This window comes from Pontixanthobacter aquaemixtae (assembly GCF_009827395.1).
Lineage (GTDB): Bacteria > Pseudomonadota > Alphaproteobacteria > Sphingomonadales > Sphingomonadaceae > Pontixanthobacter > Pontixanthobacter aquaemixtae.
The window spans coordinates 245,957-272,007 of the sequence record NZ_WTYX01000002.1 but is presented as its reverse complement, the minus strand read 5'-3'; the positions used below and the strand labels follow the sequence as shown (position 1 = coordinate 272,007).

The window sequence follows — 26,051 nt, the reverse complement described above, 5'->3', positions numbered from 1 at the left end:
GGAGTTTCCATGGCCAAATCTGAAGAAAAGAAACCGCCCCAAACCAAAAAGGCGAAGCAGGGCGCGCCTGCGAAACAGGCCACCACGATCAATACGACGCCGGACAAACCCGTTTTTTCCGCGCATGCCGTTCACATGATGCGCACCGCGCAGATCAACACGCTGACGCTGTCGCAGATGGCTGACCAGAAAGCATCGATCTTGATGGGGGCCACTTTCCTGGTGTTCTCGCTGTCGGTCAGCCGCTCGCTTGCCGGAACGATCCCGCCATCGCTGATGATACTGGCGGCATTTTCCTTCCTCAGCTCTTTATGCGCGGTGATGGCGGTGCTGCCTTCGGTCAAGAAGCCGGACCTTGGAAAGACAACACCAAACAAATTGTTCTTCGGCCATTTTGCCGGAATGGAGGAAGAGCAATGGGCGCAATCGGTGCTCGATGATCTGCAATCGGACGAAACCGTTTTCCGCGCGATGATGCATGACATCTATCAAAACGGGCAGGTGCTGGCGAAGCGCAAATACCGCTTTCTGGCGGTGGCTTATCAAATCTTCATTGTCGGGCTGATTGCAACCGTGATCTCTTTCGCGGTCGAGGCGCTGTCAGCCTAGACCTCTACCAGTTCTTTCACTGCCGTCATAAAGGGAGTGATCGAAACCGGTTTTGACAAATACCCTTTCGCGCCCGCATCGCGGATTCGTTCTTCATCGCCCTTGCCGGCATAGGCAGTCACCGCAAGGACCGGCGTGTCAGCCAGCGTCGGATCAAGCCTGAAGGTTTCAATCAGATCAATGCCCGAAATATTGGGCAGCTGGATATCCATGATCACCAGATCGGGTGCAAAAGCGCGTGCGGCATTGAGCGCGAGTTCGCCGTCATCGACCGGCTCCACTTCATAGCCGTTCGCTTTCAAAACATCGCAAAACAATTTGCGGTTGAGGTCGTTGTCCTCGACAACCAGTATTCTCTTTGCCATTGCCTGTGCCATCCGGCTCCGTGGTTCGCGCGTGTTTCACATGCTCTTCCATGGCCTTATGGCTCCAACAGGAATCTGACAATTCTAGAACGCAGCAATTCCCCCGAAGATGACCTTGGATCGGCCAGCAATCTGGCTCTGGCGGCGCTTGGCTGGGTGCTGGGCGATCAGGATCGGGCCGAACGGCTATTGTCGCTGACCGGCATGACGCCGGATGTTTTGCGCGAAGGGATCGGCCAGGCCTATGTACAGGCAGCGGTGCTTGAATTCCTGATCAACCACGAACCCGATCTTGTTGCCGCCGCCGATGATCTGCAAGTAAAGCCCGAAGCGATTGTCGCTGCCCATGAAAGACTAACCCAATGAACCGTCCTTTGCTGATTTCCGATTGTGATGAAGTGCTGCTGCATATGGTTGCGCCATTCCGCGATTGGCTAGCAGAAAATGAAGGCGTCGAATTCCGCATGGTTGGCAACAATTTTGCCAATTCGATGCGCTGGATCGAAAGCGGCGAACTGGTTGGCGAGAAAGATATCTGGCGATTGCTTGGCGGATTCTTCGACACGGAAATGTATCGCCAGCAGCCGATCGAAGGCGCGATAGCGGGGATCAACACGATTGCTGAAAATGCCGATGTGGTGATTCTCACCAATCTTAACGATGCGCGCCGCGATATGCGCGCCGAGCAGCTGGCGGGGCACGGCGTGCATGCACGCGTGTTCACCAATCAGGGCCCCAAGGGACCGGCTTTGGCGAGCATCATCGAAGAATATCAGCCCGCGCGCGCGATCTTTATCGACGACCTGCCGCAGCACCATCAATCGGTGTCGGAAATCGTGCCCGATGTCAGGCGGCTTCATCTGTGCGGAGAGCCGATGCTGGCGCCGCATATTGATTGCGCGCACGAGGCGGGCCATGCTCACGCCCGGATTGACGATTGGGCCAAGGCTTTGCCCTGGCTGCTGGAAGAATTGCATGGAGAGACGGTATGAGCATCCAGGCACGGATGAAGGAATTGGGCATTACTCTGCCCGCCGCCGCAGCGCCGGTGGCAAGCTATGTTCCGGTCGTGGTGCATGACAATGTCGCCTATATTTCCGGGCAGCTTCCTTTCATTGACGGAAACCTTGTTACCGGCCGTTTGGGGGAAGACGTTTCCGTAGAACGCGGCACCGGGGCGGCGCGAGCATGCGGACTGATGATCCTGGCGCAATTGGTCAGCGCGGAAATTCCGCTCGATCGGGTTGCCCGGATTGTGAAACTGGGCGCTTTCGTCAGTTCGGCCGCGGGATTTTCCGACCAGCCGAAAGTTGCCAATGGCGCGTCGGAACTGATGTTCGATGTGTTTGGCGAAATCGGGCGCCATGCGCGTAGCGCAGTGGGCGTGCCGGTTTTGCCGCTGCACGCTGCGGTGGAAGTGGACGCAATCATTGCTCTTCACGCTGCTTGATAAATGGCGCGCGCCCGCGCCGAAGCCGGAACGGGTCAGCTGGCTAAGCGAATGGGACTATGCCCATCGCGGTTTGCATAGCGGTTGCATTCCCGAAAACTCCCCATCCGCTTTTGCAGAGGCAATCGGGCGCGGTCTGGGCATTGAATGCGATGTCCAGCGAACGCGAGATGGCCGCGCGGTGGTTTTTCACGATTGGGAATTTGACCGGCTGACCGACGAAACCGGCCCGGTTGACCGCCGCGACGCAGCCGAGATCGAAACCATCACCCTGTCCGGATCGAGCGATACGATTCCGCAATTGGGGCGGATGCTGGACCAGGTTGGTGGTGAAGTCCCGATTCTGATCGAACTCAAATCGGCATTTGATCGCCGGATTGGCCCGCTTTGCATGGCGGTGCAAAGAGCGCTTGAGGGGTATCGCGGGAAACACGCCGTGATGAGCTTCGACCCGCGCGTCGCGCGGTGGTTCAAGAAACACGCACCAAAGACCATTTGCGGGCTGGTGATCAAGGAAGAGGGGCGCCACTCCCCGCAGGCAAAGTGGGAACGCCGCGCCGCATTGTGGCATGCCAAGCCGGATTTCCTGGCTTATGATATACGCGATTTGCCCAGCGCGTTCGCCGCTTCCCAGCGCGCCCGCGGAATACCCGTGCTGACATGGACGGTGAACACCGAAGAGCTTCGCGAGCGGGCGATTGCCCATGCTGACGCATTGATCGCGGAACTCGAAGGCCAAAGATGAGCGAAGACCCGCTGGTCGCAAAAGTCGCGGGATCGGTCGGCGCGCTTCCACGCGATCAATGGGACGCGATAGCCGGCAGCGACAATCCCTTCATGTCCTATGATTTCCTGACCATAATGGAACAGTCGGGAAGCGTCGGCCCTGGCACAGGCTGGCAAAGCGCGCCGATCATAATCGAGGACAAGGATGGCACGCTTGTCGGGGCTTTGCCTTCTTATCTGAAAGGCCATAGCCGCGGGGAATTCGTGTTCGACCATGCCTGGGCTGATGCCTATCAGCGTGCCGGGGGCGAATATTACCCCAAAGTGCAAATCGCTGCGCCGCACACGCCGGCGGGCGGACCGCGCGTTTTATGCTCCGAAGAACGATATGCCGTTCCCTTGCTCAAAGCTGCCGAACAATTATGCGCGCAAAACGGATTCTCCTCGGCGCATGCGACCTTTATCGAACCTGCCCAATTGCCGCTGTTCGAACAGGCCGGCTGGATGCTTCGCGCCGATGTTCAGTTTCACTGGCAGAACCGCGATTACGCCAGCTTCGATGATTTTCTGGGGGCTTTGGCATCGCGCAAGCGCAAGGCAATCCGCAAGGAAAGAGCCGCAGCGCAGGATGGGATCGAGATTGTTCGTCTGACGGGCGAACAAATCCGCGCGGAACACTGGGATGCGTTCTGGGAGTTTTATCAGGACACCGGTGCGCGAAAATGGGGCCAACCCTATCTGACGCGCGAAGCATTCGCTCTGTTCAGTTCGGAAATGGGCGACAAAGTGCTGCTCATTCTGGCGCTAGAGGATGGTGTCCCTATTGCCGGCGCGCTCAATTTTGTCGGGGGAAGCGCGCTATACGGGCGGTATTGGGGATGCAGCCGCGAGAAGCGCTTTTTGCATTTCGAGCTGTGTTATTATCAGGCAATCGACATTGCGATCGAGCGGGGCCTGCAGCGGGTCGAAGCTGGCGCGCAAGGCGGGCACAAGCTTGCTAGAGGGTATGAACCGATCCAGACATGGTCAGCGCATTGGATCGCTGATCCCGGCTTTGGAGAGGCCGTGTCGGAATTTCTCGAGCGCGAACGCGAAGGTGTCGCGATCGATCAGATATATCTGGGCGAGCGAACGCCGTTCAAAAAAGGCTAGCTGCCGGTTGTTACGCGCTTTTGCGTTCACCCGAGCGAAGCCATTCGCGCGCGCGGCGCTGCGCTTCGGCGATTTCACGTGCGGTCATTTCATCCGAAATATCGGCGCGGCACCAGGCTGCTTCTTCGTGACCTTTGGTGGCAGCGAGGTTGAACCATTTATGCGCCTCGATCAGATCGCAAGGTGCACCGTGGCTTCCGGTAGAAAAAGCTACGCCCAGATCAAAATAGGCGGTGTCTTCGCCTTGCGATGCCGCGGCAAGGCATTGCGCGACCAATAAATCGGCTGCCTTGGTGTCGACCGGTTTAGCGTTACCGCCATCGATTGCCGTGAATTCCATTACTCAATTCCCCCATCCAGTTGACGATCCGTTTCGCCAATGACCTTTGGTTCACCCGAACATGGTCAACAAATGGTTAACGCGAGGCCAAGAAAGTTGTAAAAAGCTGCCTTCAGTGGAAGTGAATAGAGGCGTTGTTAGCGTTGGAAGCGTCCCGATTGCAGGCAATTTCCAATCCGTTTTCAAACACAATGGGATTGCTCCTTGTGTCCTTAAAAAGTGCCGCCTATAGGCGCGCAAAGTTGGTCGAGGGGAATGACGGGAATATCCCGCTTTCCGAGGAGGCTCGAACCTCATTGCTGTTTACTGGGATTAATCCGGGAGTTTGGACATAATGGCCGCTAGCTCGTCCAACGACATCGAAGCCCTTGACCGCGTGAAAAAATCGCTGGGGCCTGATTATGTCCCGACCGACAAAGAAACCTACATGTCCGAAAAGCAGCAGGATTATTTCCGGATGCTGCTGCTCGAATGGAAGAAGTCCATTCACTCTGACTCTTCGGTGACGCTGCAATCGCTGCAGGATGGCCCGATCCGCGATGCCGATCTGAACGATCGCGCGTCGAGCGAAACCGGCTGGAGCATCGAACTGCGCACGCGCGATCGCCAGCGCAAGCTGATTTCCAAGATCGATGCCGCGATCAAGCGTCTGGACAAGGGTGAATATGGCTATTGCGAGGTTACCGGTGATCCGATCGGCCTGAAGCGCCTGATTGCCCGTCCGGTGGCGACGATGACCGTCGAAGCGCAGGAAGCGCATGAGCGCCGCGAAAAGATATCGCGCGACGACTGAACTGGCCGGCAATACCGACCTGCCGCGCCGCGCAAAATTGCGCGTTTACAATTAAAGCTTCGTTAGCCATTTTTGGGGTAAGAGACCGCCATGCCTCGAACGAGGTGTGCTTGTTACCAGTTGTAAGAGGGTCAAACTGCAACAATGTCCGGAGTAGACACCCGTAACCTGTCGCGCGACAGCCTGTTCTTGATGGCTCAGGTTCGCCATGGGGACAGCCCAACTTCCTCGCGTGTAAAGGTGCGCAACCTTTCGTCTGGCGGGATGATGGCCGAAGGCGATGCCTCGGTTGTTCGCGGCGCGAATGTTTCTGTCGAGTTGAAGAATATCGGCTGGGTAGAAGGCGTGGTGGCTTGGGTTCAGGATGAACGTTTCGGCATTGCCTTCGCGAAAGAAATCGACCCGCAAGTTGCAAGATCCAAAGTGGGTGGAGGCGAAAGCGTCGCTCCGCGCTACACGCGCACCGGAGTGACCGGAATCTATGATGACCCCTCAAGGCTGCGCAATATCTGATAGGGGCGGCGCAGCGGATTTTCAGCGCTGACGCCTGGTAGACAAGCTGCTATCACATTGCTGATGGCCGCTAAGTTTCGCATTTTTCTGACTACGCTTTTGACTTCCGCTTTGACCGCATGCGGCAGCGGGGTCGATGACGATGTCACGCGGATCGCCTTTATCGGTTCACCGGCTGATATCGATGCCAACGGTGTCCGTCTGGCGCCCGCCGGGCAACATCTGCGCGCAGCCACTGCCGAGGGATTGGTCGGACTGAACCAGGTCGGTGAAGTCGTGCCTGCGCTTGCAGAACGATGGATCGTTACCGATGACGGAATGAGCTACATCTTCCGCTTGCGCAATTCGGACTGGAGCGACGGGACGGCGCTGACCAGTGAAAACGTCAAAAGCGCGCTTGAACGCAATATCGAACAGTTGCGCGGCACTTCGCTCGGTGTTGATCTGTCGATAATCTCGGAAATTCGCGCGATGACCGGCCGGGTCATCGAAATCCGGCTAAAAAGCCCGATGCCGCAATTCCTGCAGCTTTTTGCCCAGCCTGAACTCGGCCTCCGGCGCAACGGAGCGGGAACCGGACCGATGCTGGCCACCGCTTCTGACGGGGCGATGATGCTGTCGGCCGCTTCGCCCGAACAGCGCGGAATGCCAATGAGAGAGGACTGGGAGCAAAGTTTTCGCCAGGTCCGCATCGAAAGCATGCCCGCAGAACAAGCTGCCGACCGGTTCGAAGCGGGGGAGGCTGATGCGGTGTTCAACGGCAGGTTGCTGAGCTTGCCGGTGGCCGATACCGGTCCCTTGTCGCGGGGGACCGTGCGGCTCGATCCGGTCTTCGGGCTTTTCGGCCTACAGATCAACAACAGCAATGGCCCGCTGGCGGAACGCTCGCTGCGAGAGGCGATAGCGATGGGGATTGATCGCGACACGCTGCTCCAACGGTTCAGCCTGGGAGGATGGGTGCCTTCCACGCGGATCGTTCCAACAGATTTGCCCGGCAGGGCTTCCACCGCTTCCGAGCGATGGCTGGATCAACCCTTTGACGCGCGCCGGGCCGAGGCGAAGCGGCGGATAATCGGGTGGCGGGCCAGCAATCTTTCCGCAACGGTCAGGTTGTCGATTGCAATGCCCGACAGTCCGGGCACGGATATGCTGTTTGCAGAGCTTCAAAGCGACTTCGAAGAGATCGGCGTCACGCTGGAAATGGCGCCGCCCGGCGCGAGAGGCGATCTCGAACTGGTCGACCGGCTGGCAAGATACGCGGATGATCGCTGGTTTCTCAACCAGTTCAATTGTTCGCTCAAACGCGGAATGTGTTCGCCCGAAGCCGATGTTTTGGCCCGCTCCGCCATTTCCGAAACGGACCCGCAAATCCGCACAGAACTGCTGGCCCAGGCTGAACAGCAAATGCTTGAATCGCAGATATATATCCCGATCGGAGCGCCGATCAGATGGTCGCTCATCCGCGGCGGGATAGACGGGTTTACAGAGAACAATTGGGGTCTCCATCCCTTGTTCCCGCTGGCTTCACGCCCCATCTAGGGAATGAAGGAGAATTCGATGGTCGACAAGGACCGCAACCAGACAGACATTCTCGTGCCCGAGCCAACGCGGTTTGACACCGGCGGTACTGGCCGGGCGGAGCCGATGGGGTTCGAATTGCCGGTCGGCACCGATCCCGTATCGGTCCGCAAACGGATCGAAGCGATGGAGCAATTGCTGGAACGCAGTTTCCGTATTCCAGGCATCAACTATCCGGTCGGTCTCGATTCGATTGTCGGCCTTGTTCCGATCCTCGGTGATATCATCACCACCGCTATGGGCGCCTATATCGTGTGGGAAGCCAAGAACCTGAACCTGCCGCGCTGGAAGATCTGGCGGATGATGGGCAATGTCGGCTTTGATGCGCTGCTCGGCGCGGTGCCGGTTGTGGGCGATGCGGCGGACTTTCTGTTCCGGTCCAACACGCGCAATTTGCGGATCGTCAAGAAGCACCTCGACAAACATCACCCGGCCGCGCGCACGATCGACGGTTAACATCGCGAGATAGTTTCAAAACAAACCAGATAGCGGCTATAGGACGCGCATGACCAAGGGCGTAACCTATTCGAGCTATCTCGATCTTGAGAAGATCCTCTCTGCGCAACATCCCGCATCGGATGCGCATGACGAAATGCTGTTCATCATTGTGCATCAGGCCAGCGAATTGTGGCTGAAACTGTGTTTGCATGAACTTGGCGAGGCGCGCGAGCACATCGCATCCGACACTCTGCGGCCGGCGTTCAAGATGCTCTCTCGCGTCGCGCGCGCGCAGGGGCAGCTTATTTCCAGCTGGGATGTACTGTCGACCATGACGCCGCATGACTATTCTTTGGTGCGCCCGCATCTGGGCAGCTCTTCGGGCTTCCAGTCGGCGCAGTATAGGCTGATGGAGTTCCTGCTGGGTGGACGCAATCCCGATATGGTGACGATGCACGAGGCGACCCCCGATGTCGCTGCGGAACTGCACGCGGAACTGGACCGCGCGAGCCTGTATGACGAGGCGGTTCGCCTGCTGGCGCGGCGCGGGTTCGAGATTCCCGGCGAAGTGCTGGACCGCGATGTGCAATTGCCTTGGGCGCCATCATCTCAGGTAGAGGCAGCCTGGGCAGAGGTTTATCGCCGTCCCAATAAACATTGGGACCTTTACGAGCTGGCCGAGAAACTGGTCGATCTGGAATATCATTTCCAGCGCTGGCGTTTCGGGCACCTCAAGACGGTCGAACGGATTATCGGCTTCAAAAAGGGGACCGGAGGCACGGCGGGCGTGCCCTATCTCGAAAGTGTGTTGAAGCAGACCTTCTTCCCCGAATTGCTCTCGGTACGAACAGAAATATGACGCGCCGTATCTGGGATATTTCGCAGAAGCTGCGCCCCGATCTGCCCGTATGGCCGGGTGATACGCAATTCGCGCATGAGCGGACTTGGGCAATCGGCGATGGCTCTCCGGTCAATGTTTCCAAGCTGACCCTGTCCACACATAGCGGCACCCATGCCGACGCGCCGCTGCATTACGCGGCGGATGCGGCCGATAGCGCGTCATGCGATCTGGCGCCCTATATTGGCGAATGTCTGGTGATTGATGCGCGCGGCGTGGGCGCAGAGATTGATGTCGCCGATCTGCCGCATCTGGATTCGGCCGACCGGGTGTTGTTCCGCACTTACGAGACATTCCCGCATGACGCGTGGGAAGAGGATTTCACCGCGATTGCCGCCGAAACGATCAAATGGCTTGGTGTTCAGGGGGTGAAGCTGGTCGGCATCGACACGCCCTCAATCGACCCGCAAAATTCCAAGACGATGGATGCACATCATGCGGTGCTGGCGGCGGATATGCGTATTCTGGAAGGTCTCGTGCTCGATGATGTGCCGGAGGGGCGCTATGAGTTGATTGCTTTGCCGCTGCCGATTGTCAGCGCCGATGCATCGCCGATCCGCGCAATTTTGCGAGAGCTGCCGTGAGTCTGCTGGACGAAGCCCGCATGCTCGACTCTGCCGACCCGTTGCGTGAGTATCGCGCGCGTTTTGATTTGCCTGAGGGGGTCATCTATCTCGATGGCAATTCGCTGGGCGCGCTGCCGAAAGCCACCAAGACACGAGTGGCTGAGGTGGTCGAACAGGAATGGGGCGAGGGGCTGATCCGCAGCTGGAACGCTCCTGAAAAAGGGGGGGCTGACTGGATAAACTTGCCGCAGCGCGTTGGCGGTAAAATCGCGCCGCTGATTGGGGCCAAGCCGCATGAGGTGATTGCCTGCGATTCCACCAGTGTGAACCTGTCAAAACTGATCGCGGCGGCTTTGCATATGCGCCCCGGTCGCAAGGTGATCCTGTCCGAACCAGGCAATTTTCCGACCGATCTCTATATGATCGAGGGGCTGGAGAAACAGGGATTGGCCGAGCAAGGCCTCGCATCGCGCGATGCGATTATCGAAGCACTCGATGACGATGTTGCCCTCTTGCTGCTGACCCACGTGCATTACAAGACCGGCGCGATGTTCGATATGGCTGCGGTGACCAAAGCAGCACAGGATGCGGGCGCTCAGGTGCTTTGGGACCTTTCGCATAGCGGCGGCGCAGTGGAAGTCGATCTCACCGCCGCCAATGCCGATTTCGCGGTTGGATGCGGATATAAATATTTGAATGGTGGGCCGGGTGCGCCCGCCTATGCCTATGTGGCAGAGCGGCATCACGGCGATCTGCAGCAACCGCTGACCGGCTGGATGGGCCATGCGCAGCCCTTCGCTTTCGACGATGCCTATGCGCCCGCGCCGGGCGTGGATCGCTTGCTGGCAGGGACGCCGCCTATTCTGGGACTGTCCGCGCTGGAAGTCGGCGTCGATCTGATCGCCGAAATCGGCATGGGGCCGTTGGTTACCAAGTCGCGTCAGCTCAGCGAGTTCTTCCGCAAGGCTGTGTCAGAGCGTCTGCCGGAACTGGAACTGGTCAGCCCGACGGATCCAACCCAGCGGGGCAGCCAACTCTCCTTCCGCCACGCAGAAGCCTACGCTATCTGCCAAGCCCTAATCGCGCGCGGCCTAATCGGCGATTTCCGTGATCCCGATGTGCTGCGGTTTGGGTTCGCGCCTGCCTATGTGAGCTTTGAGGATGTGGCGTTGGCAATTGAGGCGTTGGCCGAGATTATCGAGACGGGCGAATGGGATAAGCCAGAATTCAAGCAGCGCGCGGCGGTGACGTAGCAAGACCTGTCATTGCGAGGAGCCGCAAGGCGACGCGGCAATCCAGAGCAAGCGTGCATCAAACTGGATTTCCGCGCGCAGTCTGTCCTGAGCGGCTGTCGCAAACAGCCAGCCGATGGGCTTGCAATGACGAGGGGGAAGTGATTGCGCTGTCCTACAGGCCTCGTGGTGTGCCATTTTCTGCAAATGAACCACTCATCGCCAGCGTCTTTGTGCCTTGATCAAACCGATTCTTCTGACGCCGGATTTTTTGGTCTTTGGACAGTGGTCCATGTGGTCCATGTCTCGGAGATGTTCAGCCTCGCAATGTGCAGGCTGAACGAATCAATCCTCCAGCTCGATATCCCAATACAGCCAGTCGCGCCACGTTTCGTGCAGGTAGTTCGGCGGGAAGCCTTTCCCGATATGTTGCAATTGCCAGCTTGTCGGGCGGATCGGGTTGACCGACTTCATATGTGCCTGCTGCGGAGTGCGGCCGCCCTTCTTCATATTGCACGGTGCGCAGGCGCTGGTGATGTTTTCCCATGTGGTCTTCCCGCCCAATCGGCGCGGGATCACATGGTCGAAAGTCAGGCTCTCCTCGCTGCCGCAATATTGGCAAGTGAAGCGGTCGCGCAGAAACAGGTTAAAGCGCGTGAAAGCGGGAAATTCGCTTTGCTTCACATATTGGCGCAGCGCGATCACCGAAGGGATCTTCATATCGAGCGAGGGCGAATGCACCTCGCGGTCATAACATTCGATAATATCGACCCGGTCGAGGAACACGGCCTTGATCGCGGTTTGCCACGGCCACAGGCTGAGCGGATAATAAGACAACGGTGTGTAATCAGCATTGAGCACAAGCGCAGGGCAAGCCTGCAAATTGCGGCTTCCATCTTCGCTGGCGCTCTTGAATTGCGCCACTTGATCGATCAGCTCGGCTTTGAACACGGTCTGCGCTCCTCCCTGATGGACATGAGAGGAGCATTTGCGCCAAAAAGCGTCAACCCTGTTACAGGGGGGGAATCCACAGGCAATTTTGGCATGTGGCAATGATGTATCACGGGGATTGAGAGATGATTGTCACGCGCTTCGCCCCCAGTCCGAACGGGTCTCTGCATCTTGGCCATGCCGTGTCGGCGGTCATTGCGCATGATCTGGCGAAGAACACGGGTGGCCGTTTCCTGCTGCGGATCGAAGATATCGACGGCGCGCGCAGCAGGCCCGAACTGGCCGATGAATTTCGCGCTGATCTGCGATGGCTCGGGCTGGAATGGGGGGAAGTTGCGGCGCAATCTTCGCGGCTTGCGGCCTATGATGCGGCGGCCGAGCATCTGAAATCGGCGGGATTGCTGTATCCATGCCAATGCACGCGCGCCGATATCAAGGCGGCCGCGACACAGTTCGGACCGGAAGGGCCGGTCTATCCCGGCACATGCAAAGGCGCGGACATTGACCTTTCCGCACCGGTTGCCTGGCGGATTGATGTTGATGCGGCGGTCAAACGTACAGGCGATCTGGAGTGGGTTGATCAACTGGCCGGCGCGCAGAATGCCCAACCGCAAGAGCTTGGCGATGTTGTTCTGATGCGCAAAGATGCACCCGCCAGCTATCATCTCGCGGCGACGATTGACGATGCCGCCGATGGGGTAAGTCTGGTCACGCGCGGGCGGGATCTGTTTGCCGCCACCCATATCCACCGTTTGTTGCAGGCTCTGCTCGATCTTCCGGTTCCGCAATGGCACCATCACCACTTGCTGCTCGACGAAGATGGGCGCAAGCTCGCCAAACGGCGCAATTCCCCGTCGCTGGCCGATATGCGTGAAAGCGGCGCCGATGGTGCAAAGATTGCAAGTGATATTCGGTTGGGGTGCTTTCCCATTGGAATGTCGCTGCAGGAGGACTAGGTAGCGCGCATGAACTATATTCTCGTACCCGCTCTCATCATCCTGCTGATCCTCGTGCTTGTGTCGCTGGTCCGCGGGATTGTCGCTTTTATGAAAAGCACCAAGATCGATCTGGAAACCGGCGAAACGCAGGATGCCAGCGACATGCAGATCATGCAGAACAAGATGATGTTCGCGCGGATCAAATATCAGGCGCTGGCGATTGTGGTGGTGGTGATATTGCTCGCCCTGACACGCGGTGGTTAAGCTCAACAAGATTTACACCCGCACCGGTGACGACGGCACAACCGGGCTGGTTGACGGATCGCGCACAAAGAAACACTCGGCGCGGATCGCGGCGATTGGTGACGTAGACGAAGCGAACAGCATCATCGGGCTGGCTTCGGGATCGCTGCATGGCAGTGCATTCGAACGGCCGATCATGCGCATCCAGAACGATCTGTTCGATCTCGGCGCCGATCTCGCAACTCCGCTGGGCGAATTTGGCAGCGAAGATTTTGAACCGACCGAAATGGTTTTGCGCGTTGTCGCCGCGCAGGTCGACTGGCTAGAAAGCTCGATCGATGAGCTGAACGAAAAGCTGGAGCCGCTCACCAGCTTTATTCTTCCCGGCGGGACAGAAGCAGCGGCGCGTGTCCAGATCGCAAGGGCATCGGTCCGCCGTGCCGAACGTTCGGTCACCGCGCTTGCCGATCTAGAAGCGGTCAATCCGCAAGCGACCGCCTATATAAACCGGCTGTCAGACTATCTGTTTGTGCTCGCCCGCGTGCTCAATGACAACGGCGCCGCCGATGTCAAATGGGTTCCCGGAGCGAACCGGTAGCAAAGCCCTAGTCAGGGCAAAGCGCAGCGGTTAACAGGCGCCTTTGCTGCAATTGCGAAGGAATACAGAATGCGGAATGTCGCGGTTATTGGTGCCGGTCAGATGGGATCAGGCATTGCCCAGACGGTGGCCCAGCATGGGATCAATGTCATGCTGTCCGATATCGATCTGGCAGTTGCCAAGAAAGCCAAGGCCGGCATTGAAAAATCGCTCGGCAAGCTGGTCGGGCGGGGCAAGATCGAGATTGCCGATGCCGAAGCCGCGTTGGCCCGTATTTCTCCGATCGGCGAAAACGCGCCAATGGCCGATGCCGATCTGATTATCGAAGCGGCGACCGAGCAGGAACCGATCAAGCGGGCCATTTTTGAATCGGCTGGCAAAGTTCTGCGCGACGATGCGATCATGGCCAGCAACACCAGTTCGATCCCGATCACCCGGATGGCCAATTTCGCGCCCGATCCGGCCCGCTTCATCGGGCTGCATTTCTTCAATCCGGTGCCGGTCATGGGCCTGATCGAAGTTATACCCGGGCTTGCGACCGCCCAAGACACGACTGACCGGATTACCGCATTCGCTGAAGGGCTGGGCAAGGAAGTTGTGCTTTCCCAAGACGAGCCGGGATTCGTGGTCAATCGCATCCTGTTGCCGATGATCAACGAAGCGATCTTCGTGCTTGGCCAGAGCACCGCGAGCATCGAGGATATCGACAAAGGCTGCAGGCTTGGTCTCAATCATCCGATGGGGCCGCTGCAGCTGGCCGACTTTGTCGGGCTCGACACCTGTTTCGAGATCATCAAAGTGCTGTATGACACGACCGGCGACAGCAAATATCGCCCCGCGCCTTTGCTGGTCAAATATGTCGAAGCGGGCTGGTTGGGCCGCAAAGCTGGCCGCGGCTTCTATGACTATTCGGGTGAGGCACCCGTTCCCACACGTTAGGAGAGCGGGTTAGAGCGCAACGCTTTTCCTCAGCAGCCACAAGGCGCCAACCAAAATTACCGCGAAAGCTGTGACGGTGTAACTCAACCACCGCATATGCAGGGTTGCGGGCGCATCAACATCATGCGTGTTGAGGCGGGAAAGCGTACGGCAGGCATTCCGCTGCGCTGACCAGGCGACGATCCCGCCAATCAGGATGAATACCGTTGCGATGGCTTTCGCCAGCCAAGGCGGGTCAAATTCGCCAAACAGCGCCCTGAATCCCAAGCCGATGCCAATTGCTGCAAAAGCGGTCCTTAGCCAACCGGCATAGGTTCGTTCGGTTGCCTGGACCGTGCGGTCCTCTGCCCAATCGGTCCGCTTTTCAGCCAATCCATTTGAATCATTGGATGATGTCGCCATCGTTGATGTTTACCACGGCATTTCCTTGATCGGCAACTCCGCTTGGCTTTGCGTCAGTCTGGCTAATGATCAGCGCTTCATCTGATTCAAGTTCGGACTTCTGTTCGGTGTTGTCGGTTGGCGTGGGATCAAAACCGGCAGCGGCGTCAATCAACTCATTGTCTTCGTAGAAATCGCCTTCAACCACCGGCGATGGTGGCGGAGCGGCTGGGGCAGCAACTTCAGCTGGTTGCGCAGGTTTGGGCGCCTCGACGGCTTCCTCGGTTTCTTCGCCAGTGAAATCCTTGGCGGCTCTCATCAGCACGCCATCTTCACCTTCACTACCGACGAGGTGAGAGACACCGAACATGATGATGCCCAGCGCCACCAGCGCGACCAGGCCGTTCCGGGATAGAAAAGAACTCATGCAAGGATATTAGCGCACCAACTCTTAAATTTCAGTGGATTTGGCGTGCTTCTTGAGCTCGTAAAGCGCCTCAAGAGCTTCGCGGGGGGACATGGCGTCCACCTCGTAACTCGCAAGCCGTTCTCTTAGATGGTCCCCGGCGCTTTCTTCTTCGGCTTCGCCCACCGCTGCAAAAAGCGGTAAATCGCCAAGACCAGCTGCCAGACCACCCGTTTCTGCGCGGCCTTTCTCAAGCTTGTCGAGCACCGATTTGGCCCGTGCCACCACCGGTTTGGGAATGCCCGCCAGCCGCGCGACCGCCAGGCCATAGCTGCGGTCTGCTGGCCCTTCGGCCAGTTCGTGCAGCAATACCAGATCGCCTTTCCATTCGCGCGCGCGGACATGGTGCAGGGACAGGGCATCGCAGCTGTCCGCAAGCCGGGCCAGCTCGTGATAATGTGTCGCGAACAGGCAGCGACATCTGTTTGTCTCGTGCACAGCCTCGACCACCGCCCATGCCAAGGCCAAGCCGTCATAAGTCGACGTGCCGCGCCCGACTTCGTCAAGAATGACGAAGCTTCGCTCTGTCGCTTGCGAAAGGATGGCGGCTGTCTCAACCATTTCTACCATGAAGGTAGAGCGTCCTCGCGCGAGATTATCCGACGCACCGACGCGGCTGAAAAGGCGGTCAACCAACCCGATTGTAGCATTGGCGGCGGGGACATATCCCCCCGCTTGCGCCAGCAGAACGATCAACGCATTCTGACGCAGAAATGTCGATTTGCCGCCCATATTGGGTCCGCCAATCAGCCACAGCCGATCCTGTTCGCTCAGCGCACAATCATTGGCGACGAAACGGTCACCGCTCGCCGCAAGTGCGGCTTCGACAACCGGGTGGCGCCCATCCTCTATTTGCAGTCCTTTGTCAGCGCGAATCTCGGGCTTACACCAATCGCCTTCTGCGGCGCGCTCGGCTTGCCCGGCGGAAACATCAAGCCGGGCGAGAGCCGATGCTGTGGCGGCAATTGCCTGGCGCGCCGCGACGACTTGCGCCGTGAGTTCTTCGAAATGGGATTCCTCAGCCGCCAGAGCATGACCGCCCGCCTCGGAAATGCGCCCCGCCTCTTCGTGCAGCGAAAGCGAATTGAAGCGTACTGCATTGGCCATAGTCTGCCGGTGCGTGAACCCGCTGTCGGGCGCCATCAGCGCGTCGGCATGTTTGGGCGGGACTTCGATAAAATAGCCCAGCACACCGTTGTGCTTGATCTTGAGCGAAGCGACGCCGGTGTCTTCGCGGTAGCGCGCCTCGAGCGATGTGATGGCGCGGCGGGCATTGCCCGAGACCTGGCGCAGTTCGTCCAGCGCCGCGTCATAGCCTTCTGCAATGAAACCGCCATTCTGTCGTTCGGTCGGCGGCGCGGCAACCAATGCCCGTTGCATCAGATCGACCAGAGCGCCATGACCGCCCATAATCGGCAGCAGGCGTTCGAGCAGCGTTGGGCGATCGACTTTCTGGCCAAGAAAATCACGGATCCGCCGCGCATCGGCCAAGCCATCGCGGATTTGGCCAAGATCGCGCGGGCTGCCTCTGCCGGCGACAACACGTCCCAAAGCACGGCCGATATCGGGTAGTGCGCGCAACACTTCGCGCAGGTCAGCGCGCAAAAGCGGATCCGCATGGAAATAGTGCACCAACGCCAACCGCGCGGAAATCGCATTGAGATCGCACAGTGGCGCGGCCAGATCATCGGCCAGTTGCCTTGCCCCGGCCCCGGTCACGCAGCGGTCGACCGCGGCAATCAAGCTGCCGTTGCGGCCGCCTTGCTGCGAAGTCAGGATTTCAAGGCTGGCGCGGGTTGCCTCATCCATGGCCATCTGGGTATCATTTGCGCGCAATTGCGGTGGCAGCAGCAGCGGCAAATTGCCCCGTCCGACATGGTCGAGATAGGCGATCAAACCGCCCGCCGCGGCGAGCATTTCGCGCGTGAAATCACCGAATGCATCGAGAGTTTTGACCTCATGTAGCGATTTCAGCCTTCGCTCGCCCTCATCGCTGCCGAAATCGCCACGCGGCCGTTCAATGACGTTGTCGACAGCGTGTTCGAATCCTTGCGGAGCCACAACTTCGCTTGCCCCGATCTGTGCCAGAGCAGCGTTCAAATCCACATGCTCGCAGCGCTGCAAGACCATCTGCCCGGTCGAGATGTCGCAGCTTGCAATCCCGATAGTCCCACGCACATCGCAGATCGCGGCGAGTGTGTTCGCGCGGCGCGGTTCGAGCAAGGCCTCCTCGGTCAGCGTGCCGGCGGTGACAAAGCGCACGATATCACGCTTCACCAGCACTTTTGAAACCGGGGATCCTTCCCGCTTCGCGCGCTGTTTGGCTTCCTCGGGCGTTTCGACCTGATCAGCAATCGCGACCCGGCATCCAGCCTTGATCAATCGGGCAAGATAACCCTCCGCCGAATGGACTGGTACACCGCACATCGGCACCGGATTATCCTGATCCTTGCCGCGTGCGGTCAGCGCAATGTCGAGAATGGCCGAGGCGGTCTTGGCGTCATCAAAAAACAGCTCGAAAAAGTCGCCCATCCGGTAGAACAGCAGGCAGCCTTCAGCCTCCTGCTTGAGAGCATGATATTGCTCCATCATCGGTGTCGACTTGCCCGCCATGAACCAAGGGTTAGGCGCGGCTGGCGCGATTCGGGAAGGGGTATGCGGTGCCTTTCCCCTATCGCATTGGCAGAAGCTTGTTTAAACACCGCCCAACAGATCAAGACAAAGGGATTTCCCACGTGGCCGAAGACAAGAATGCAGGTTTTACGAAGCGCGAGGCGCTGTTTTACCACGAAACGATCCGGCCCGGTAAGATCGAGATTATCGCCTCCAAACCAATGGCGACGCAGCGCGATCTGGCGCTCGCATATTCACCCGGCGTGGCTGTGCCTGTTCAGGCGATTGCCGATGATCCGGCCAATGCGGCGAAATACACCGCGCGCAGCAATCTGGTGGCGGTGATTTCCAATGGCACTGCCATTCTGGGTATGGGCAATCTCGGGGCGCTGGCGTCGAAGCCGGTGATGGAAGGCAAGGCGGTTTTGTTCAAACGCTTCGCCGATGTGGACTCGATCGATATCGAATTGGCGACCGAAGATCCGGAAGCTTTCATCGAGGCGGTTGCGCTGATGGAACCAAGCTTTGGAGGGATCAATCTGGAAGACATCGCTGCCCCCGAATGCTTCATTATCGAGCAAGCGCTGCGCGAACGGATGAACATTCCGATCATGCATGATGACCAGCATGGGACAGCAATCATTGCCGCAGCCGGGCTGATCAATGCCTGCCATTTGACCGGGCGCGATTTCAAAGATGTGAAAATGGTCGTGAACGGGGCTGGCGCCTCGGCGTTGGCTTGCACGGCATTGATCAAAAGCATCGGCGTGCCGCACGAAAATGTAACCGTCTGCGATCGCAGCGGGCCGATCTATCCGGGCCGCGAGAATGTTGACCAATGGAAGAGCGCGCATGCGGTCGAAACCGAAGCGCGCAGCCTCGAGGAAGCTCTTGAAGGAGCGGATATTTTCCTCGGCTTGTCGGCAGCCGGTGCGCTCAAGCCCGAATGGGTCAAGAAAATGGCTGACAAACCCATTATCTTCGCGATGGCGAATCCCGATCCGGAAATCACGCCCGACGATGCCAAAGCTGTTCGCCCCGATGCGATCATCGCGACCGGGCGTTCGGACTATCCGAACCAGGTCAACAATGTGCTGGGCTTCCCTTTCATTTTTCGCGGCGCACTGGATGTGCAGGCAACCGCGATTAACGAGGAAATGAAAGTCGCCGCCGCTCATGCCATTGCGCAACTTGCCCGCGACCGCGTGCCCGAAGAAGTCGCCGCCGCATATGGCAAGAGCCACAAATTTGGCACCGACTATATTATTCCGGCGCCGTTTGATCCGCGGCTGATGGAAGTCGTTTCTTCTGCGGTTGCGAAAGCGGCGATGGATTCGGGCGTGGCGCTAGCCCCGATCGAGGATTTCGATGCCTACCGCCACGATCTGAAAGCGCGGCTCAATCCGACCACTTCGGTGCTGACCAACACTTACGAAACCGCCAAGGCCAATCCGAAGCGCGTGGTGTTTGCCGAAGCCGAAGAAGAAGTGGTGCTGCGCGCCGCGATCCAGTTCCGCGATTTCGGCTATGGCACACCCGTGCTGGTTGGCCGGACCAAGAAAATCGCCGACAAGATGCACATGCTGGGGGTCGAAGATCACCGCGATTTCGTGATCGAGAACTCGGCGGTCAGCGAACATGTGCCGGCGATGGTGGAGTATCTCTACAAACGGCTGCAGCGGCGCGGCTATACCGAACGCGACGTGCGCCGGATGGTCAATCAGGAGCGCAATGTGTTCGCCGCTCTGCTGGTCGCGCTCGGCCACGGCGATGCATTGATTTCGGGCCTGACCCGCACTTTTGCGCAGACCGCACGCGAAGTGAATCTGGTGCTCGATGCGAAGGAAGGCGCGCCGCCCTTCGGCATCCATATGATGATCGGCAAGAACCACACGACATTCCTTGCCGACACGACGATCAACGAACGGCCAACCGCGGATGATCTGGCGCATATCGCCCGCGAAACCGCTGCGGTGGCCCGGCGGATGGGCCACGAACCGCGTGTCGCGTTCTTGTCCTATTCGACTTTCGGAAATCCGAGCGGCAAATGGCTGGAAAACATTCGCGACGCGGTTGCAATTCTCGACCGGGAAGATCCCGGTTTCGAGTATGAAGGCGAAATGGCGCCCGACGCCGCGCTCAATCCGAAAGTGATGAAGCTTTATCCCTTTAGCCGGTTGTCCGGCCCTGCCAATGTCCTGATTATGCCCGGCCTGCAATCGGCCAACCTTTCGGCCAAATTGCTGCGCGAATTGGGCGGCGACGATACGATCGGGCCGATGTTGATCGGCATGGAGAAACCCGTCCAGATCGCTCCGATGACCGCGATTGCACCCGATGTTCTGACGCTGGCGGTGCTGGCGGCAGCGGGTGTTGTGGGGTGATTCGCACCCGATTCGGGGCCGAAATTGCCAGTTAGTTGATGAAGTACATCCAGCGCGCAGCGACTCCATAGGAAAGCGCGGTTGATGATAAAGGATTCGGTTTTCAAAGAGCCGATGCGAAGCTAGCGCCCGCTTTCGATGTAGGAAAACGGTTTTGCGCCGGGCCCGTGGCCGGCCCGTTATCCAAAGCTGCGGCTAGGCCTGTTCATCCGGTCCGACAAATTCGGACAGGTCGATATAGGAGCGTTTCGGCTTTACCGGATCGACCAACACCGTCACCCTTTCACCGGCCAGTTGCCGGCTCAGATCGATCCAGACCGGATCGCTTTTGAAGCTTTGCAATGTGCCGGTCACCGGATGCGTGGCCTGCGCGACGACGCGATAGGGGCTGCGGCCGTTTACCTTGGTGCTGTTATCGCGGTAGCATTCGATGAATTCTGCCATGATCGGAATGCCCGATCGTTTCAGCTGCGCGATGATCTTGCGCCTGCGCCAAACCGCGAGCATCAATCCGCCGCCGATCAAGGCGAACAACGATCCCATGCCGATGAAAATCACCGGCAAAAGGAAACGGTCCATAAACCCGTCGATCATCGCATCGCCGGGTTCGGCGGGGTCGTAAATCACCGTTACCGCATCGCCGCGCGAATGGCTCGACGGGTTGCTTCCCACTTGGCCGACAAATTCGTGGCGGGTTCCGTCCTCGTCATAGAACGCCACGACGGGGCGATAACTGTCACCGCTGTCCGAATTGCGGCTGCGCGACAGGTCAATGACCGACCCTTCGCTGCGCATGCCCACTTCGGCGAGTTGCAGATCGCTCCACAAAAAACCGATGCCGATGCTGGCGAACACCATACCCATCGGCATGAAAATGCGGCCAATCAGGAGCTTTGCTTTCACCATAGGGCCGCTCTATCGCCTATTTTCTGCGATAGCGGAAATACCACACTTCATGCCCGAACACTTCGCGGGCCTTTCTCTCGTAGCGGGTTTCGCTCCACCCGCCGGGGCGATTCTGCCAATCGGCAGGGCTTTCGGCGAGCCATTCAAAATCATCGGTGAAACGGCGCATCACCATCAGCGCATGGCGCAGATAGATATCGTGATCGGTCCCGAAGCGGAATTCGCCGCCGGGCTTGAGCTTGTCGGCGATCATCCGCACCGGGCCATCATTCATCATCCGCCGCTTGGCGTGGCGCGCTTTGGGCCACGGATCGGGGTGGAGCAGATAGACAAAGCTGAGCGAACCATCGGGAATACGCGCAAGCACTTCCAACGCATCACCGTGATGCAGGCGGATATTGGGCAGGCGGCGTTCATTGGCGTGACCCAATGCCGCAGCCACACCATTGAGAAACGGCTCCGCCCCGATAAAGCCGTGATCGGGCAGCATATCGGCGCGGTCGGCCATATGTTCGCCCGAACCAAAGCCGATCTCGAAATGCATCGGGCGGGAATCGCCGAACAGCGCCTCTGAAGTGACATCACCTTCCGCCGGCACGGCAATTTTGGGCAGGAAATTATCGACCAGCTCCTGCTGCCCGGCGCGCAAGGGTTTCCCCTGGCTGCGGCCATAGAGCCGGTTGAGCGTAGTCGGATCACCTTCTTTATGCGCGGTCATGTGGCTCCGTTAGAGAGTCTTTGTTTTAGCCTCAAGCGGTGGAGTTTTTTGTTTGTTTTGCCTCAAGTGCCGGCGGTCGCATCCGCTCCCTTAGGCTACAGCCCTAACGGGCGACGCGCGGTCGCGCTTGCGGCCCGTCTGGGTCGGGCCGGGCCATTCCAAGCCATCTCAGTATCGCATCGATCCGGTCCGCCGACGGGCGGACCGCAAGGCCGACCGGCCGCCCGCAGCGAAGCGACCGTCAGGGAGCGGAAGCGAGGAAAGCCAAGCGAGCCGGATGGCTCGCGCCCGGCGACTGAGGGCATCAAACAAGGGCACGAAAACGCCCGGCGTGTTTCCACACCGGGCGTCCTCGCTTTATCAGGAGACTTAAATGTTACGCAGCTTCCGCAGCGGCTTCGGGATCGCGCAGGACGTAACCACGGCCCCACACTGTTTCGATGTAGTTCTCGCCGTCGCATGCATGGCTGAGCTTTTTGCGCAGCTTGCAGATGAAGACGTCGATAATCTTGAGTTCTGGCTCATCCATGCCGCCATATAGGTGGTTGAGGAACATTTCCTTGGTGAGCGTGGTGCCTTTGCGGAGGCTCAGAAGCTCCAGCATGGCGTATTCTTTGCCGGTCAGGTGGACACGGGCGCTGTCGACTTCGACGGTCTTTGCATCGAGGTTCACAGCCAGCTTGCCGGTGCGGATGATCGATTGGCTGTGGCCTTTCGAACGACGCACAACGGCGTGGATGCGGGCAACCAGCTCTTCGCGGTGGAATGGCTTGGTCACATAATCGTCGGCACCGAAACCGAATGAACGGATTTTGCTGTCCATTTCGGCAATGCCGGAAAGAATAAGAACGGGCGTTTGCACTTTGGCGACGCGCAGCTTTTTGAGCACGTCATAGCCATGCATGTCCGGCAGGTTCAGATCGAGCAGGATGATATCGTAATCATACAGCTTGCCCAGATCGAGCCCTTCTTCGCCCAAATCGGTTGCGTAGACGTTAAAGCCTTCAGTCGTCAGCATCAGCTCGATTGCCTTTGCCGTTGTCGGCTCGTCTTCGATCAACAATACACGCATGGGTGATTCCCCTTTTCGCCCGAATTATTTTTGGTAACACTTCGCTAAGAGGTGTTGCCGTGGATTAACCACACAACTTCTGAACAAAAAAGGTTAACGCATGGTAAAGGCCGTTAACACTTTTTGGGTGTTGCCTTCGGGACTCACCCCAGAGCCTGTAACTTTTTCGCCCTGCGCCTCTGCACGCTGCTGCCGATTCCCATGGCCTCGCGATATTTGGCAACGGTGCGCCGGGCGATATCGAAGCCTTCACCTTTGAGCATTTCGACCAGCTTGTCGTCGGACAGGATCTTTTTCGGATCCTCGGCATCGGTCAGCGCCTTGATCCGCGCTTTGACGCTTTCCGATGACGCGCCGCCTTCGCCATCGGCGCCGCCGCCAACGCCGCTCATGAAGAAATATTTGAGCTCGAACGTGCCGCGGTCGCAGTGGAGATATTTGTTCGAGGTTACACGGCTGACCGTGCTTTCGTGCATTTCGATCTCTTCGGCGACTTCGCGCAAAGTCAGCGGTTTGAGCTCGGACACGCCCCTGCGAAAAAAGCCGTCCTGCTTCTTTACGATTTCCGACGCGGTTTTGAGGATTGTCTTCTGCCGCTGGTCGAGCGCCTTGATCAGCCAGTTTGCATCGTTGAGCTTTTCATTGAGCCAGCCGCGCGATTCCTTGTCGGTGCACCCTTCGCGCAGTTCGACGAAATAGCTGCGATTAACCACCAGCCGCGGCAAAGTGGCTTCGTTAAGCTTGATGTCCCAGCCCTGGGCATCATTGGCGTTGATCAATATGTCGGGCACCACCGCGCTTTCGGCCGCGCCGCCATAGGCAAGGCCGGGCTTGGGATCGAAAGCGCGCAATTCGCCCAGCATGTCGGCGAAATCTTCATCATCGACGTCGCACATCCGTTTGAGCCGCGCGAAATCGCCCTTCGCGACAAGGTCGAGATTTTCGATCAGCCGCTCCATGCACGGATCGTAGCGGTCAATTTCCTTGGCCTGCAGCGCCAGACATTCGCTGAGCGATCGCGCGCCCACGCCGGTCGGGTCGAGCGTTTGCACCGCCGCCAATGCCTCTTCCGCTTCACCCAGAGCAACGCCAAGCTCCGCGGCAATCTCGCGCAGATTTCCGCGCAGATAGCCCGCCTCGTCCAATTGCCCGATCAGATTGCGCGCGATGAATTCCTGCCGCAGACAGTCGCACGCCGAACCGATCTGTTCGTGCAAATGATCCGCGAGCGACAATGTGTCAGCGCCGCTTTCCTCGATACCGGGCAGATCATCGGCCGGCATTCCCGCGCCGCCCGCACCCCATTCGCCATCGCCCGTGTCGCGGTCCATATCGACAGCGGAGCGGTCTATATCGAGCGCGCCGTCATCATTTGCGGCGCTGTCTGCGCTTGGTTCGGGGGCGGGATCGCCTTCTTCACCCGACTGGCCGCTTTCGCTGCGCAATTCCCCCGCTTCGAGCAGCGGATTGGCTTCCAACGCATCGCAGATAAAGGTCTCGATCTCCAGATTGGACAGCGCCAGCAGCTTGATCGCCTGCTGCAATTGCGGCGTCATCACCAGCGATTGCGATTGGCGGAGGTCTAGACGGGGACCTATGGCCATGGCGCTGCCCCCTTTGTTGGGTGCGGTCGGGACATCCGTCCCAACCTTGCGGCACCAGCCCACTCCCCCTCCCGGCCACCCACGGCACTATACTGGTTGGGTGGCCGGGAGGGGGAGTGGGCCGGTACCGCAACCGGTCGGCCGAGGGGGCGATTAACTGACACGTTTCCAGGCGACCGGGAAATTCAAAGCGTAAACCCTTCACCCAAATAAAGCCGCTTCACATTCTCATCCGCGACCAGATCTTGCGGTGTTCCGGCGAACAGCACTTGCCCGCCATAGATAATGCAGGCGCGATCGACGATTTCCAGCGTTTCGCGGACATTGTGATCGGTGATCAGCACCCCGATGCCGCGCGTTTTCAGGTCCGCGACCAGATCGCGAATATCGCTGATCGACAGCGGATCGATCCCGGCAAAGGGTTCGTCGAGCAGCATGATCGATGGCTTCGCCGCCAGCGCGCGGGCAATTTCGCAGCGGCGACGTTCACCACCCGACAGCGCCATTGCGGGCGATGTGCGCAGCCGGGCGAGCCCGAATTCGTCAAGCAAGCGTTCCAGTTCTGCCGCGCGCGTATCGTTATCCGGCTCGACCATTTCGAGCACGCAATTGATATTCTGCTCCACCGTCATCCCGCGGAAGATAGAGGTTTCCTGCGGCAGATAGCCGAGGCCCAGGATCGCGCGGCGATACATCGGCAGATTGGTGACATCATCGCCATCCATCAGGATCCGGCCCGAATCCGGCCTCACCAGCCCCATGATCGAGTAAAAACACGTAGTCTTGCCCGCGCCGTTGGGGCCCAGCAGGCCGAGAACTTCGCCTTTGCCGACGGTCAGCGAGATATCGGTCAACACCGCTCGCTTGTCATAGCTTTTGGCGATCGAAATGACTTCGAGGCCGCCCTGCGGGGGCAGCGGGGCCGATGCATCGACTGGCTTGCGGGCCGTTTCGGGGCCGTCGATCACTTGGTCTTGGGTGCTCATAATGGGGCTATGTAGCACTGCTTGATGCCTTGAAAACCCCCGATTGTCCGCAATTGGCAAGGTTCCTGCATGACATTCTTCGAACCGTGATCTGCGGCGGACGAAATACTGCGGCCAGTTCTTCCCCTATTCAAAGTTTGGTTACCGGGCTTGATTGTCTCTCCACTCGGTGGAATAACTCGACTCGGAAGAGGAAAATGGGAGAGAGCGCATGAACAAGGCGCTGGAGAACGGGCGTAATGCGCGTAAGGCCGCCGTTTACGGCTTGGACCTTCGCAAAAGCATGAGCAACCAGGTTGCTTATGCGCTTTTGGTTTACACCGCGATCAACATCTTTGCGACAGTCGGCGCGATGCATGATGTCGGCTTGCAGACAGGCGCGCTGCTGGGGCTTTGCGTTCTGGTTGCCGCGATCATTCCGGCGCTGCGCAAATTCGAACGCCGCTGGACCCGGCTGAGCGATGATGAGGCCGCGGACGAGGCACGGATACCGGCCTATCGGCGCGATCTGATGTTTCTGTGGGTGCTCGCCATCGGCTTGCCAGTTGCGCTGACCTTCGTCTTCAAAGCGATCGCTGTTTCTGTGTGAATG

At 58.7% G+C, this 26,051-nt stretch carries 30 protein-coding genes; 19 read left to right on the top strand and 11 right to left on the bottom strand.

What is annotated here, in order from left to right; all coding sequences use genetic code 11:
• The first annotated feature begins 9 nt into the window (after positions 1-9).
• Positions 10-609 carry a Pycsar system effector family protein gene (locus GRI41_RS10250; protein ID WP_235901195.1) on the top strand — a complete coding sequence of 200 codons (600 nt, stop codon included), beginning with the start codon at positions 10-12 and terminating at the stop codon, positions 607-609.
• Here the strand turns inward: GRI41_RS10250 and GRI41_RS10245 are convergent.
• The gene (locus GRI41_RS10245) at positions 606-974 is read right to left on the bottom strand and encodes a response regulator (protein ID WP_160604918.1); all 369 of its coding nucleotides are present in this window, start codon (positions 972-974) and stop codon (positions 606-608) included. The genes GRI41_RS10250 and GRI41_RS10245 overlap by 4 nt on opposite strands.
• Before the next feature lie 75 nt (positions 975-1,049).
• On the opposite strand from GRI41_RS10245, the gene GRI41_RS10240 reads away from it, so the two are divergent.
• The 5 genes from GRI41_RS10240 to GRI41_RS10220 are packed head-to-tail and all read left to right on the top strand — an operon-like array spanning position 1,050 to position 4,302.
• Positions 1,050-1,340: a DUF3572 domain-containing protein gene (locus GRI41_RS10240; RefSeq protein ID WP_235901254.1), complete on the top strand. Its 291-nt coding sequence runs from the start codon at positions 1,050-1,052 to the stop codon at positions 1,338-1,340.
• Positions 1,337-1,966 (top strand): HAD family hydrolase, encoded by a 630-nt coding sequence (locus GRI41_RS10235; RefSeq protein WP_160604917.1) that lies wholly within the window; start codon positions 1,337-1,339, stop codon positions 1,964-1,966. Before GRI41_RS10240 ends, GRI41_RS10235 begins: the two co-directional genes overlap by 4 nt.
• Positions 1,963-2,424 (top strand): RidA family protein, encoded by a 462-nt coding sequence (locus GRI41_RS10230; protein ID WP_160604916.1) that lies wholly within the window; start codon positions 1,963-1,965, stop codon positions 2,422-2,424. Before GRI41_RS10235 ends, GRI41_RS10230 begins: the two co-directional genes overlap by 4 nt.
• Positions 2,405-3,169, top strand: a complete 765-nt coding sequence (locus GRI41_RS10225) for a glycerophosphodiester phosphodiesterase family protein (RefSeq protein WP_160604915.1) — start codon at positions 2,405-2,407, stop codon at positions 3,167-3,169. The genes GRI41_RS10230 and GRI41_RS10225 overlap by 20 nt, the downstream gene beginning before the upstream one ends.
• A complete protein-coding gene (locus GRI41_RS10220) occupies positions 3,166-4,302 on the top strand; it encodes a GNAT family N-acetyltransferase (protein ID WP_160604914.1) in 1,137 nt (378 codons plus the stop codon). The genes GRI41_RS10225 and GRI41_RS10220 overlap by 4 nt, the downstream gene beginning before the upstream one ends.
• A 10-nt stretch (positions 4,303-4,312) precedes the next feature.
• On the opposite strand, the gene GRI41_RS10215 is transcribed toward GRI41_RS10220, so the two are convergent.
• A complete protein-coding gene (locus tag GRI41_RS10215) occupies positions 4,313-4,642 on the bottom strand; it encodes a sel1 repeat family protein (RefSeq protein ID WP_160604913.1) in 330 nt (109 codons plus the stop codon).
• Positions 4,643-4,976: 334 nt separating this feature from the next.
• Between GRI41_RS10215 and dksA the strand changes: the two genes are divergently transcribed.
• The 7 genes from dksA (at position 4,977) to kynU (ending at position 10,681) form a co-directional block, all read left to right on the top strand.
• Positions 4,977-5,435, top strand: coding sequence for an RNA polymerase-binding protein DksA (gene dksA / locus GRI41_RS10210; protein WP_160604912.1), 459 nt, complete (start codon positions 4,977-4,979; stop codon positions 5,433-5,435).
• A gap of 144 nt (positions 5,436-5,579) precedes the next feature.
• On the top strand, positions 5,580-5,948 hold the full coding sequence (locus GRI41_RS10205; RefSeq protein WP_160604911.1) for a PilZ domain-containing protein: 369 nt from the start codon (positions 5,580-5,582) through the stop codon (positions 5,946-5,948).
• Between the two features lie 99 nt (positions 5,949-6,047).
• Complete coding sequence (locus GRI41_RS10200; protein ID WP_235901194.1) at positions 6,048-7,487, top strand: ABC transporter substrate-binding protein; 1,440 nt, start codon at positions 6,048-6,050, stop codon at positions 7,485-7,487.
• Between the two features lie 105 nt (positions 7,488-7,592).
• Positions 7,593-7,982, top strand: a complete 390-nt coding sequence (locus tag GRI41_RS10195; protein WP_160605809.1) for a DUF4112 domain-containing protein — start codon at positions 7,593-7,595, stop codon at positions 7,980-7,982.
• A gap of 49 nt (positions 7,983-8,031) precedes the next feature.
• On the top strand, positions 8,032-8,823 hold the full coding sequence (locus GRI41_RS10190; protein WP_160604910.1) for a tryptophan 2,3-dioxygenase: 792 nt from the start codon (positions 8,032-8,034) through the stop codon (positions 8,821-8,823).
• Complete coding sequence (gene kynB, locus GRI41_RS10185; protein WP_160604909.1) at positions 8,820-9,446, top strand: arylformamidase; 627 nt, start codon at positions 8,820-8,822, stop codon at positions 9,444-9,446. The genes GRI41_RS10190 and kynB overlap by 4 nt, the downstream gene beginning before the upstream one ends.
• 2 nt (positions 9,447-9,448) lie before the next feature.
• Positions 9,449-10,681 carry a kynureninase gene (kynU, locus tag GRI41_RS10180; protein WP_160605808.1) on the top strand — a complete coding sequence of 411 codons (1,233 nt, stop codon included), beginning with the start codon at positions 9,449-9,451 and terminating at the stop codon, positions 10,679-10,681.
• A 324-nt stretch (positions 10,682-11,005) separates the two neighbouring features.
• On the opposite strand, the gene GRI41_RS10175 is transcribed toward kynU, so the two are convergent.
• Positions 11,006-11,611, bottom strand: a complete 606-nt coding sequence (locus tag GRI41_RS10175) for an HNH endonuclease (RefSeq protein WP_160604908.1) — start codon at positions 11,609-11,611, stop codon at positions 11,006-11,008.
• Positions 11,612-11,736: 125 nt separating this feature from the next.
• On the opposite strand from GRI41_RS10175, the gene gluQRS reads away from it, so the two are divergent.
• The 4 genes from gluQRS to GRI41_RS10155 all read left to right on the top strand — a co-directional run bounded on the left by gluQRS (position 11,737) and on the right by GRI41_RS10155 (position 14,329).
• Positions 11,737-12,567 carry a tRNA glutamyl-Q(34) synthetase GluQRS gene (gene gluQRS, locus GRI41_RS10170; RefSeq protein ID WP_160604907.1) on the top strand — a complete coding sequence of 277 codons (831 nt, stop codon included), beginning with the start codon at positions 11,737-11,739 and terminating at the stop codon, positions 12,565-12,567.
• Between the two features lie 9 nt (positions 12,568-12,576).
• Complete coding sequence (locus tag GRI41_RS10165; RefSeq protein ID WP_160604906.1) at positions 12,577-12,813, top strand: HIG1 domain-containing protein; 237 nt, start codon at positions 12,577-12,579, stop codon at positions 12,811-12,813.
• Complete coding sequence (locus GRI41_RS10160) at positions 12,806-13,390, top strand: cob(I)yrinic acid a,c-diamide adenosyltransferase (protein ID WP_160604905.1); 585 nt, start codon at positions 12,806-12,808, stop codon at positions 13,388-13,390. The genes GRI41_RS10165 and GRI41_RS10160 overlap by 8 nt, the downstream gene beginning before the upstream one ends.
• 69 nt (positions 13,391-13,459) lie before the next feature.
• Positions 13,460-14,329, top strand: coding sequence for a 3-hydroxyacyl-CoA dehydrogenase NAD-binding domain-containing protein (locus GRI41_RS10155; protein ID WP_160604904.1), 870 nt, complete (start codon positions 13,460-13,462; stop codon positions 14,327-14,329).
• A gap of 9 nt (positions 14,330-14,338) precedes the next feature.
• Here GRI41_RS10155 and GRI41_RS10150 read toward each other — a convergent pair whose 3' ends face one another.
• The 3 genes from GRI41_RS10150 to mutS are packed head-to-tail and all read right to left on the bottom strand — an operon-like array spanning position 14,339 to position 17,789.
• Positions 14,339-14,701 (bottom strand): YidH family protein, encoded by a 363-nt coding sequence (locus GRI41_RS10150; protein ID WP_235901193.1) that lies wholly within the window; start codon positions 14,699-14,701, stop codon positions 14,339-14,341.
• A gap of 10 nt (positions 14,702-14,711) precedes the next feature.
• Positions 14,712-15,137: a hypothetical protein gene (locus tag GRI41_RS10145; protein WP_160604902.1), complete on the bottom strand. Its 426-nt coding sequence runs from the start codon at positions 15,135-15,137 to the stop codon at positions 14,712-14,714.
• 24 nt (positions 15,138-15,161) lie between these two features.
• The gene (gene mutS / locus GRI41_RS10140) at positions 15,162-17,789 is read right to left on the bottom strand and encodes a DNA mismatch repair protein MutS (RefSeq protein ID WP_160604901.1); all 2,628 of its coding nucleotides are present in this window, start codon (positions 17,787-17,789) and stop codon (positions 15,162-15,164) included.
• 122 nt (positions 17,790-17,911) lie between these two features.
• Here mutS and GRI41_RS10135 point away from each other — a divergent pair, with 122 nt between their 5' ends.
• Positions 17,912-20,173 carry an NADP-dependent malic enzyme gene (locus GRI41_RS10135; protein ID WP_160604900.1) on the top strand — a complete coding sequence of 754 codons (2,262 nt, stop codon included), beginning with the start codon at positions 17,912-17,914 and terminating at the stop codon, positions 20,171-20,173.
• Positions 20,174-20,368: 195 nt separating this feature from the next.
• On the opposite strand, the gene GRI41_RS10130 is transcribed toward GRI41_RS10135, so the two are convergent.
• The 5 genes from GRI41_RS10130 to lptB all read right to left on the bottom strand — a co-directional run bounded on the left by GRI41_RS10130 (position 20,369) and on the right by lptB (position 25,459).
• Positions 20,369-21,079, bottom strand: coding sequence for a DUF3592 domain-containing protein (locus GRI41_RS10130; RefSeq protein WP_160604899.1), 711 nt, complete (start codon positions 21,077-21,079; stop codon positions 20,369-20,371).
• Positions 21,080-21,095: 16 nt separating this feature from the next.
• Entirely contained in the window at positions 21,096-21,797 is a 702-nt protein-coding gene (trmB, locus tag GRI41_RS10125; protein ID WP_160604898.1) for a tRNA (guanine(46)-N(7))-methyltransferase TrmB, read from the bottom strand.
• Between the two features lie 376 nt (positions 21,798-22,173).
• Positions 22,174-22,869, bottom strand: coding sequence for a response regulator transcription factor CtrA (gene ctrA, locus GRI41_RS10120; RefSeq protein WP_160604897.1), 696 nt, complete (start codon positions 22,867-22,869; stop codon positions 22,174-22,176).
• Between the two features lie 143 nt (positions 22,870-23,012).
• The gene (gene rpoN / locus GRI41_RS10115; protein ID WP_160604896.1) at positions 23,013-24,473 is read right to left on the bottom strand and encodes an RNA polymerase factor sigma-54; all 1,461 of its coding nucleotides are present in this window, start codon (positions 24,471-24,473) and stop codon (positions 23,013-23,015) included.
• A 185-nt stretch (positions 24,474-24,658) separates the two neighbouring features.
• The gene (gene lptB / locus GRI41_RS10110) at positions 24,659-25,459 is read right to left on the bottom strand and encodes an LPS export ABC transporter ATP-binding protein (protein WP_160604895.1); all 801 of its coding nucleotides are present in this window, start codon (positions 25,457-25,459) and stop codon (positions 24,659-24,661) included.
• A 211-nt stretch (positions 25,460-25,670) separates the two neighbouring features.
• Here lptB and GRI41_RS10105 point away from each other — a divergent pair, with 211 nt between their 5' ends.
• On the top strand, positions 25,671-26,048 hold the full coding sequence (locus GRI41_RS10105; RefSeq protein ID WP_160604894.1) for a hypothetical protein: 378 nt from the start codon (positions 25,671-25,673) through the stop codon (positions 26,046-26,048).
• Positions 26,049-26,051 lie beyond the last annotated feature (3 nt).

Excerpts from the sequence above, each read along its gene's own strand:
- GRI41_RS10250 (WP_235901195.1), top strand. The coding sequence starts at position 10 with ATGGCCAAATCTGAAGAAAAGAAACCGCCCCAAACCAAAAAGGCGAAG.
- GRI41_RS10245 (WP_160604918.1), bottom strand. The coding sequence starts at position 974 with ATGGCAAAGAGAATACTGGTTGTCGAGGACAACGACCTCAACCGCAAA.
- GRI41_RS10235 (WP_160604917.1), top strand. The coding sequence starts at position 1,337 with ATGAACCGTCCTTTGCTGATTTCCGATTGTGATGAAGTGCTGCTGCAT.
- GRI41_RS10230 (WP_160604916.1), top strand. The coding sequence starts at position 1,963 with ATGAGCATCCAGGCACGGATGAAGGAATTGGGCATTACTCTGCCCGCC.
- GRI41_RS10220 (WP_160604914.1), top strand. The coding sequence starts at position 3,166 with ATGAGCGAAGACCCGCTGGTCGCAAAAGTCGCGGGATCGGTCGGCGCG.
- GRI41_RS10215 (WP_160604913.1), bottom strand. The coding sequence starts at position 4,642 with ATGGAATTCACGGCAATCGATGGCGGTAACGCTAAACCGGTCGACACC.
- dksA (WP_160604912.1), top strand. The coding sequence starts at position 4,977 with ATGGCCGCTAGCTCGTCCAACGACATCGAAGCCCTTGACCGCGTGAAA.
- GRI41_RS10205 (WP_160604911.1), top strand. The coding sequence starts at position 5,580 with ATGTCCGGAGTAGACACCCGTAACCTGTCGCGCGACAGCCTGTTCTTG.
- GRI41_RS10195 (WP_160605809.1), top strand. The coding sequence starts at position 7,593 with ATGGGGTTCGAATTGCCGGTCGGCACCGATCCCGTATCGGTCCGCAAA.
- GRI41_RS10190 (WP_160604910.1), top strand. The coding sequence starts at position 8,032 with ATGACCAAGGGCGTAACCTATTCGAGCTATCTCGATCTTGAGAAGATC.
- kynB (WP_160604909.1), top strand. The coding sequence starts at position 8,820 with ATGACGCGCCGTATCTGGGATATTTCGCAGAAGCTGCGCCCCGATCTG.
- gluQRS (WP_160604907.1), top strand. The coding sequence starts at position 11,737 with ATGATTGTCACGCGCTTCGCCCCCAGTCCGAACGGGTCTCTGCATCTT.
- GRI41_RS10165 (WP_160604906.1), top strand. The coding sequence starts at position 12,577 with ATGAACTATATTCTCGTACCCGCTCTCATCATCCTGCTGATCCTCGTG.
- GRI41_RS10155 (WP_160604904.1), top strand. The coding sequence starts at position 13,460 with ATGCGGAATGTCGCGGTTATTGGTGCCGGTCAGATGGGATCAGGCATT.
- GRI41_RS10145 (WP_160604902.1), bottom strand. The coding sequence starts at position 15,137 with ATGAGTTCTTTTCTATCCCGGAACGGCCTGGTCGCGCTGGTGGCGCTG.
- mutS (WP_160604901.1), bottom strand. The coding sequence starts at position 17,789 with ATGGCGGGCAAGTCGACACCGATGATGGAGCAATATCATGCTCTCAAG.
- GRI41_RS10130 (WP_160604899.1), bottom strand. The coding sequence starts at position 21,079 with ATGGTGAAAGCAAAGCTCCTGATTGGCCGCATTTTCATGCCGATGGGT.
- trmB (WP_160604898.1), bottom strand. The coding sequence starts at position 21,797 with ATGACCGCGCATAAAGAAGGTGATCCGACTACGCTCAACCGGCTCTAT.
- ctrA (WP_160604897.1), bottom strand. The coding sequence starts at position 22,869 with ATGCGTGTATTGTTGATCGAAGACGAGCCGACAACGGCAAAGGCAATC.
- rpoN (WP_160604896.1), bottom strand. The coding sequence starts at position 24,473 with ATGGCCATAGGTCCCCGTCTAGACCTCCGCCAATCGCAATCGCTGGTG.
- lptB (WP_160604895.1), bottom strand. The coding sequence starts at position 25,459 with ATGAGCACCCAAGACCAAGTGATCGACGGCCCCGAAACGGCCCGCAAG.
- GRI41_RS10105 (WP_160604894.1), top strand. The coding sequence starts at position 25,671 with ATGAACAAGGCGCTGGAGAACGGGCGTAATGCGCGTAAGGCCGCCGTT.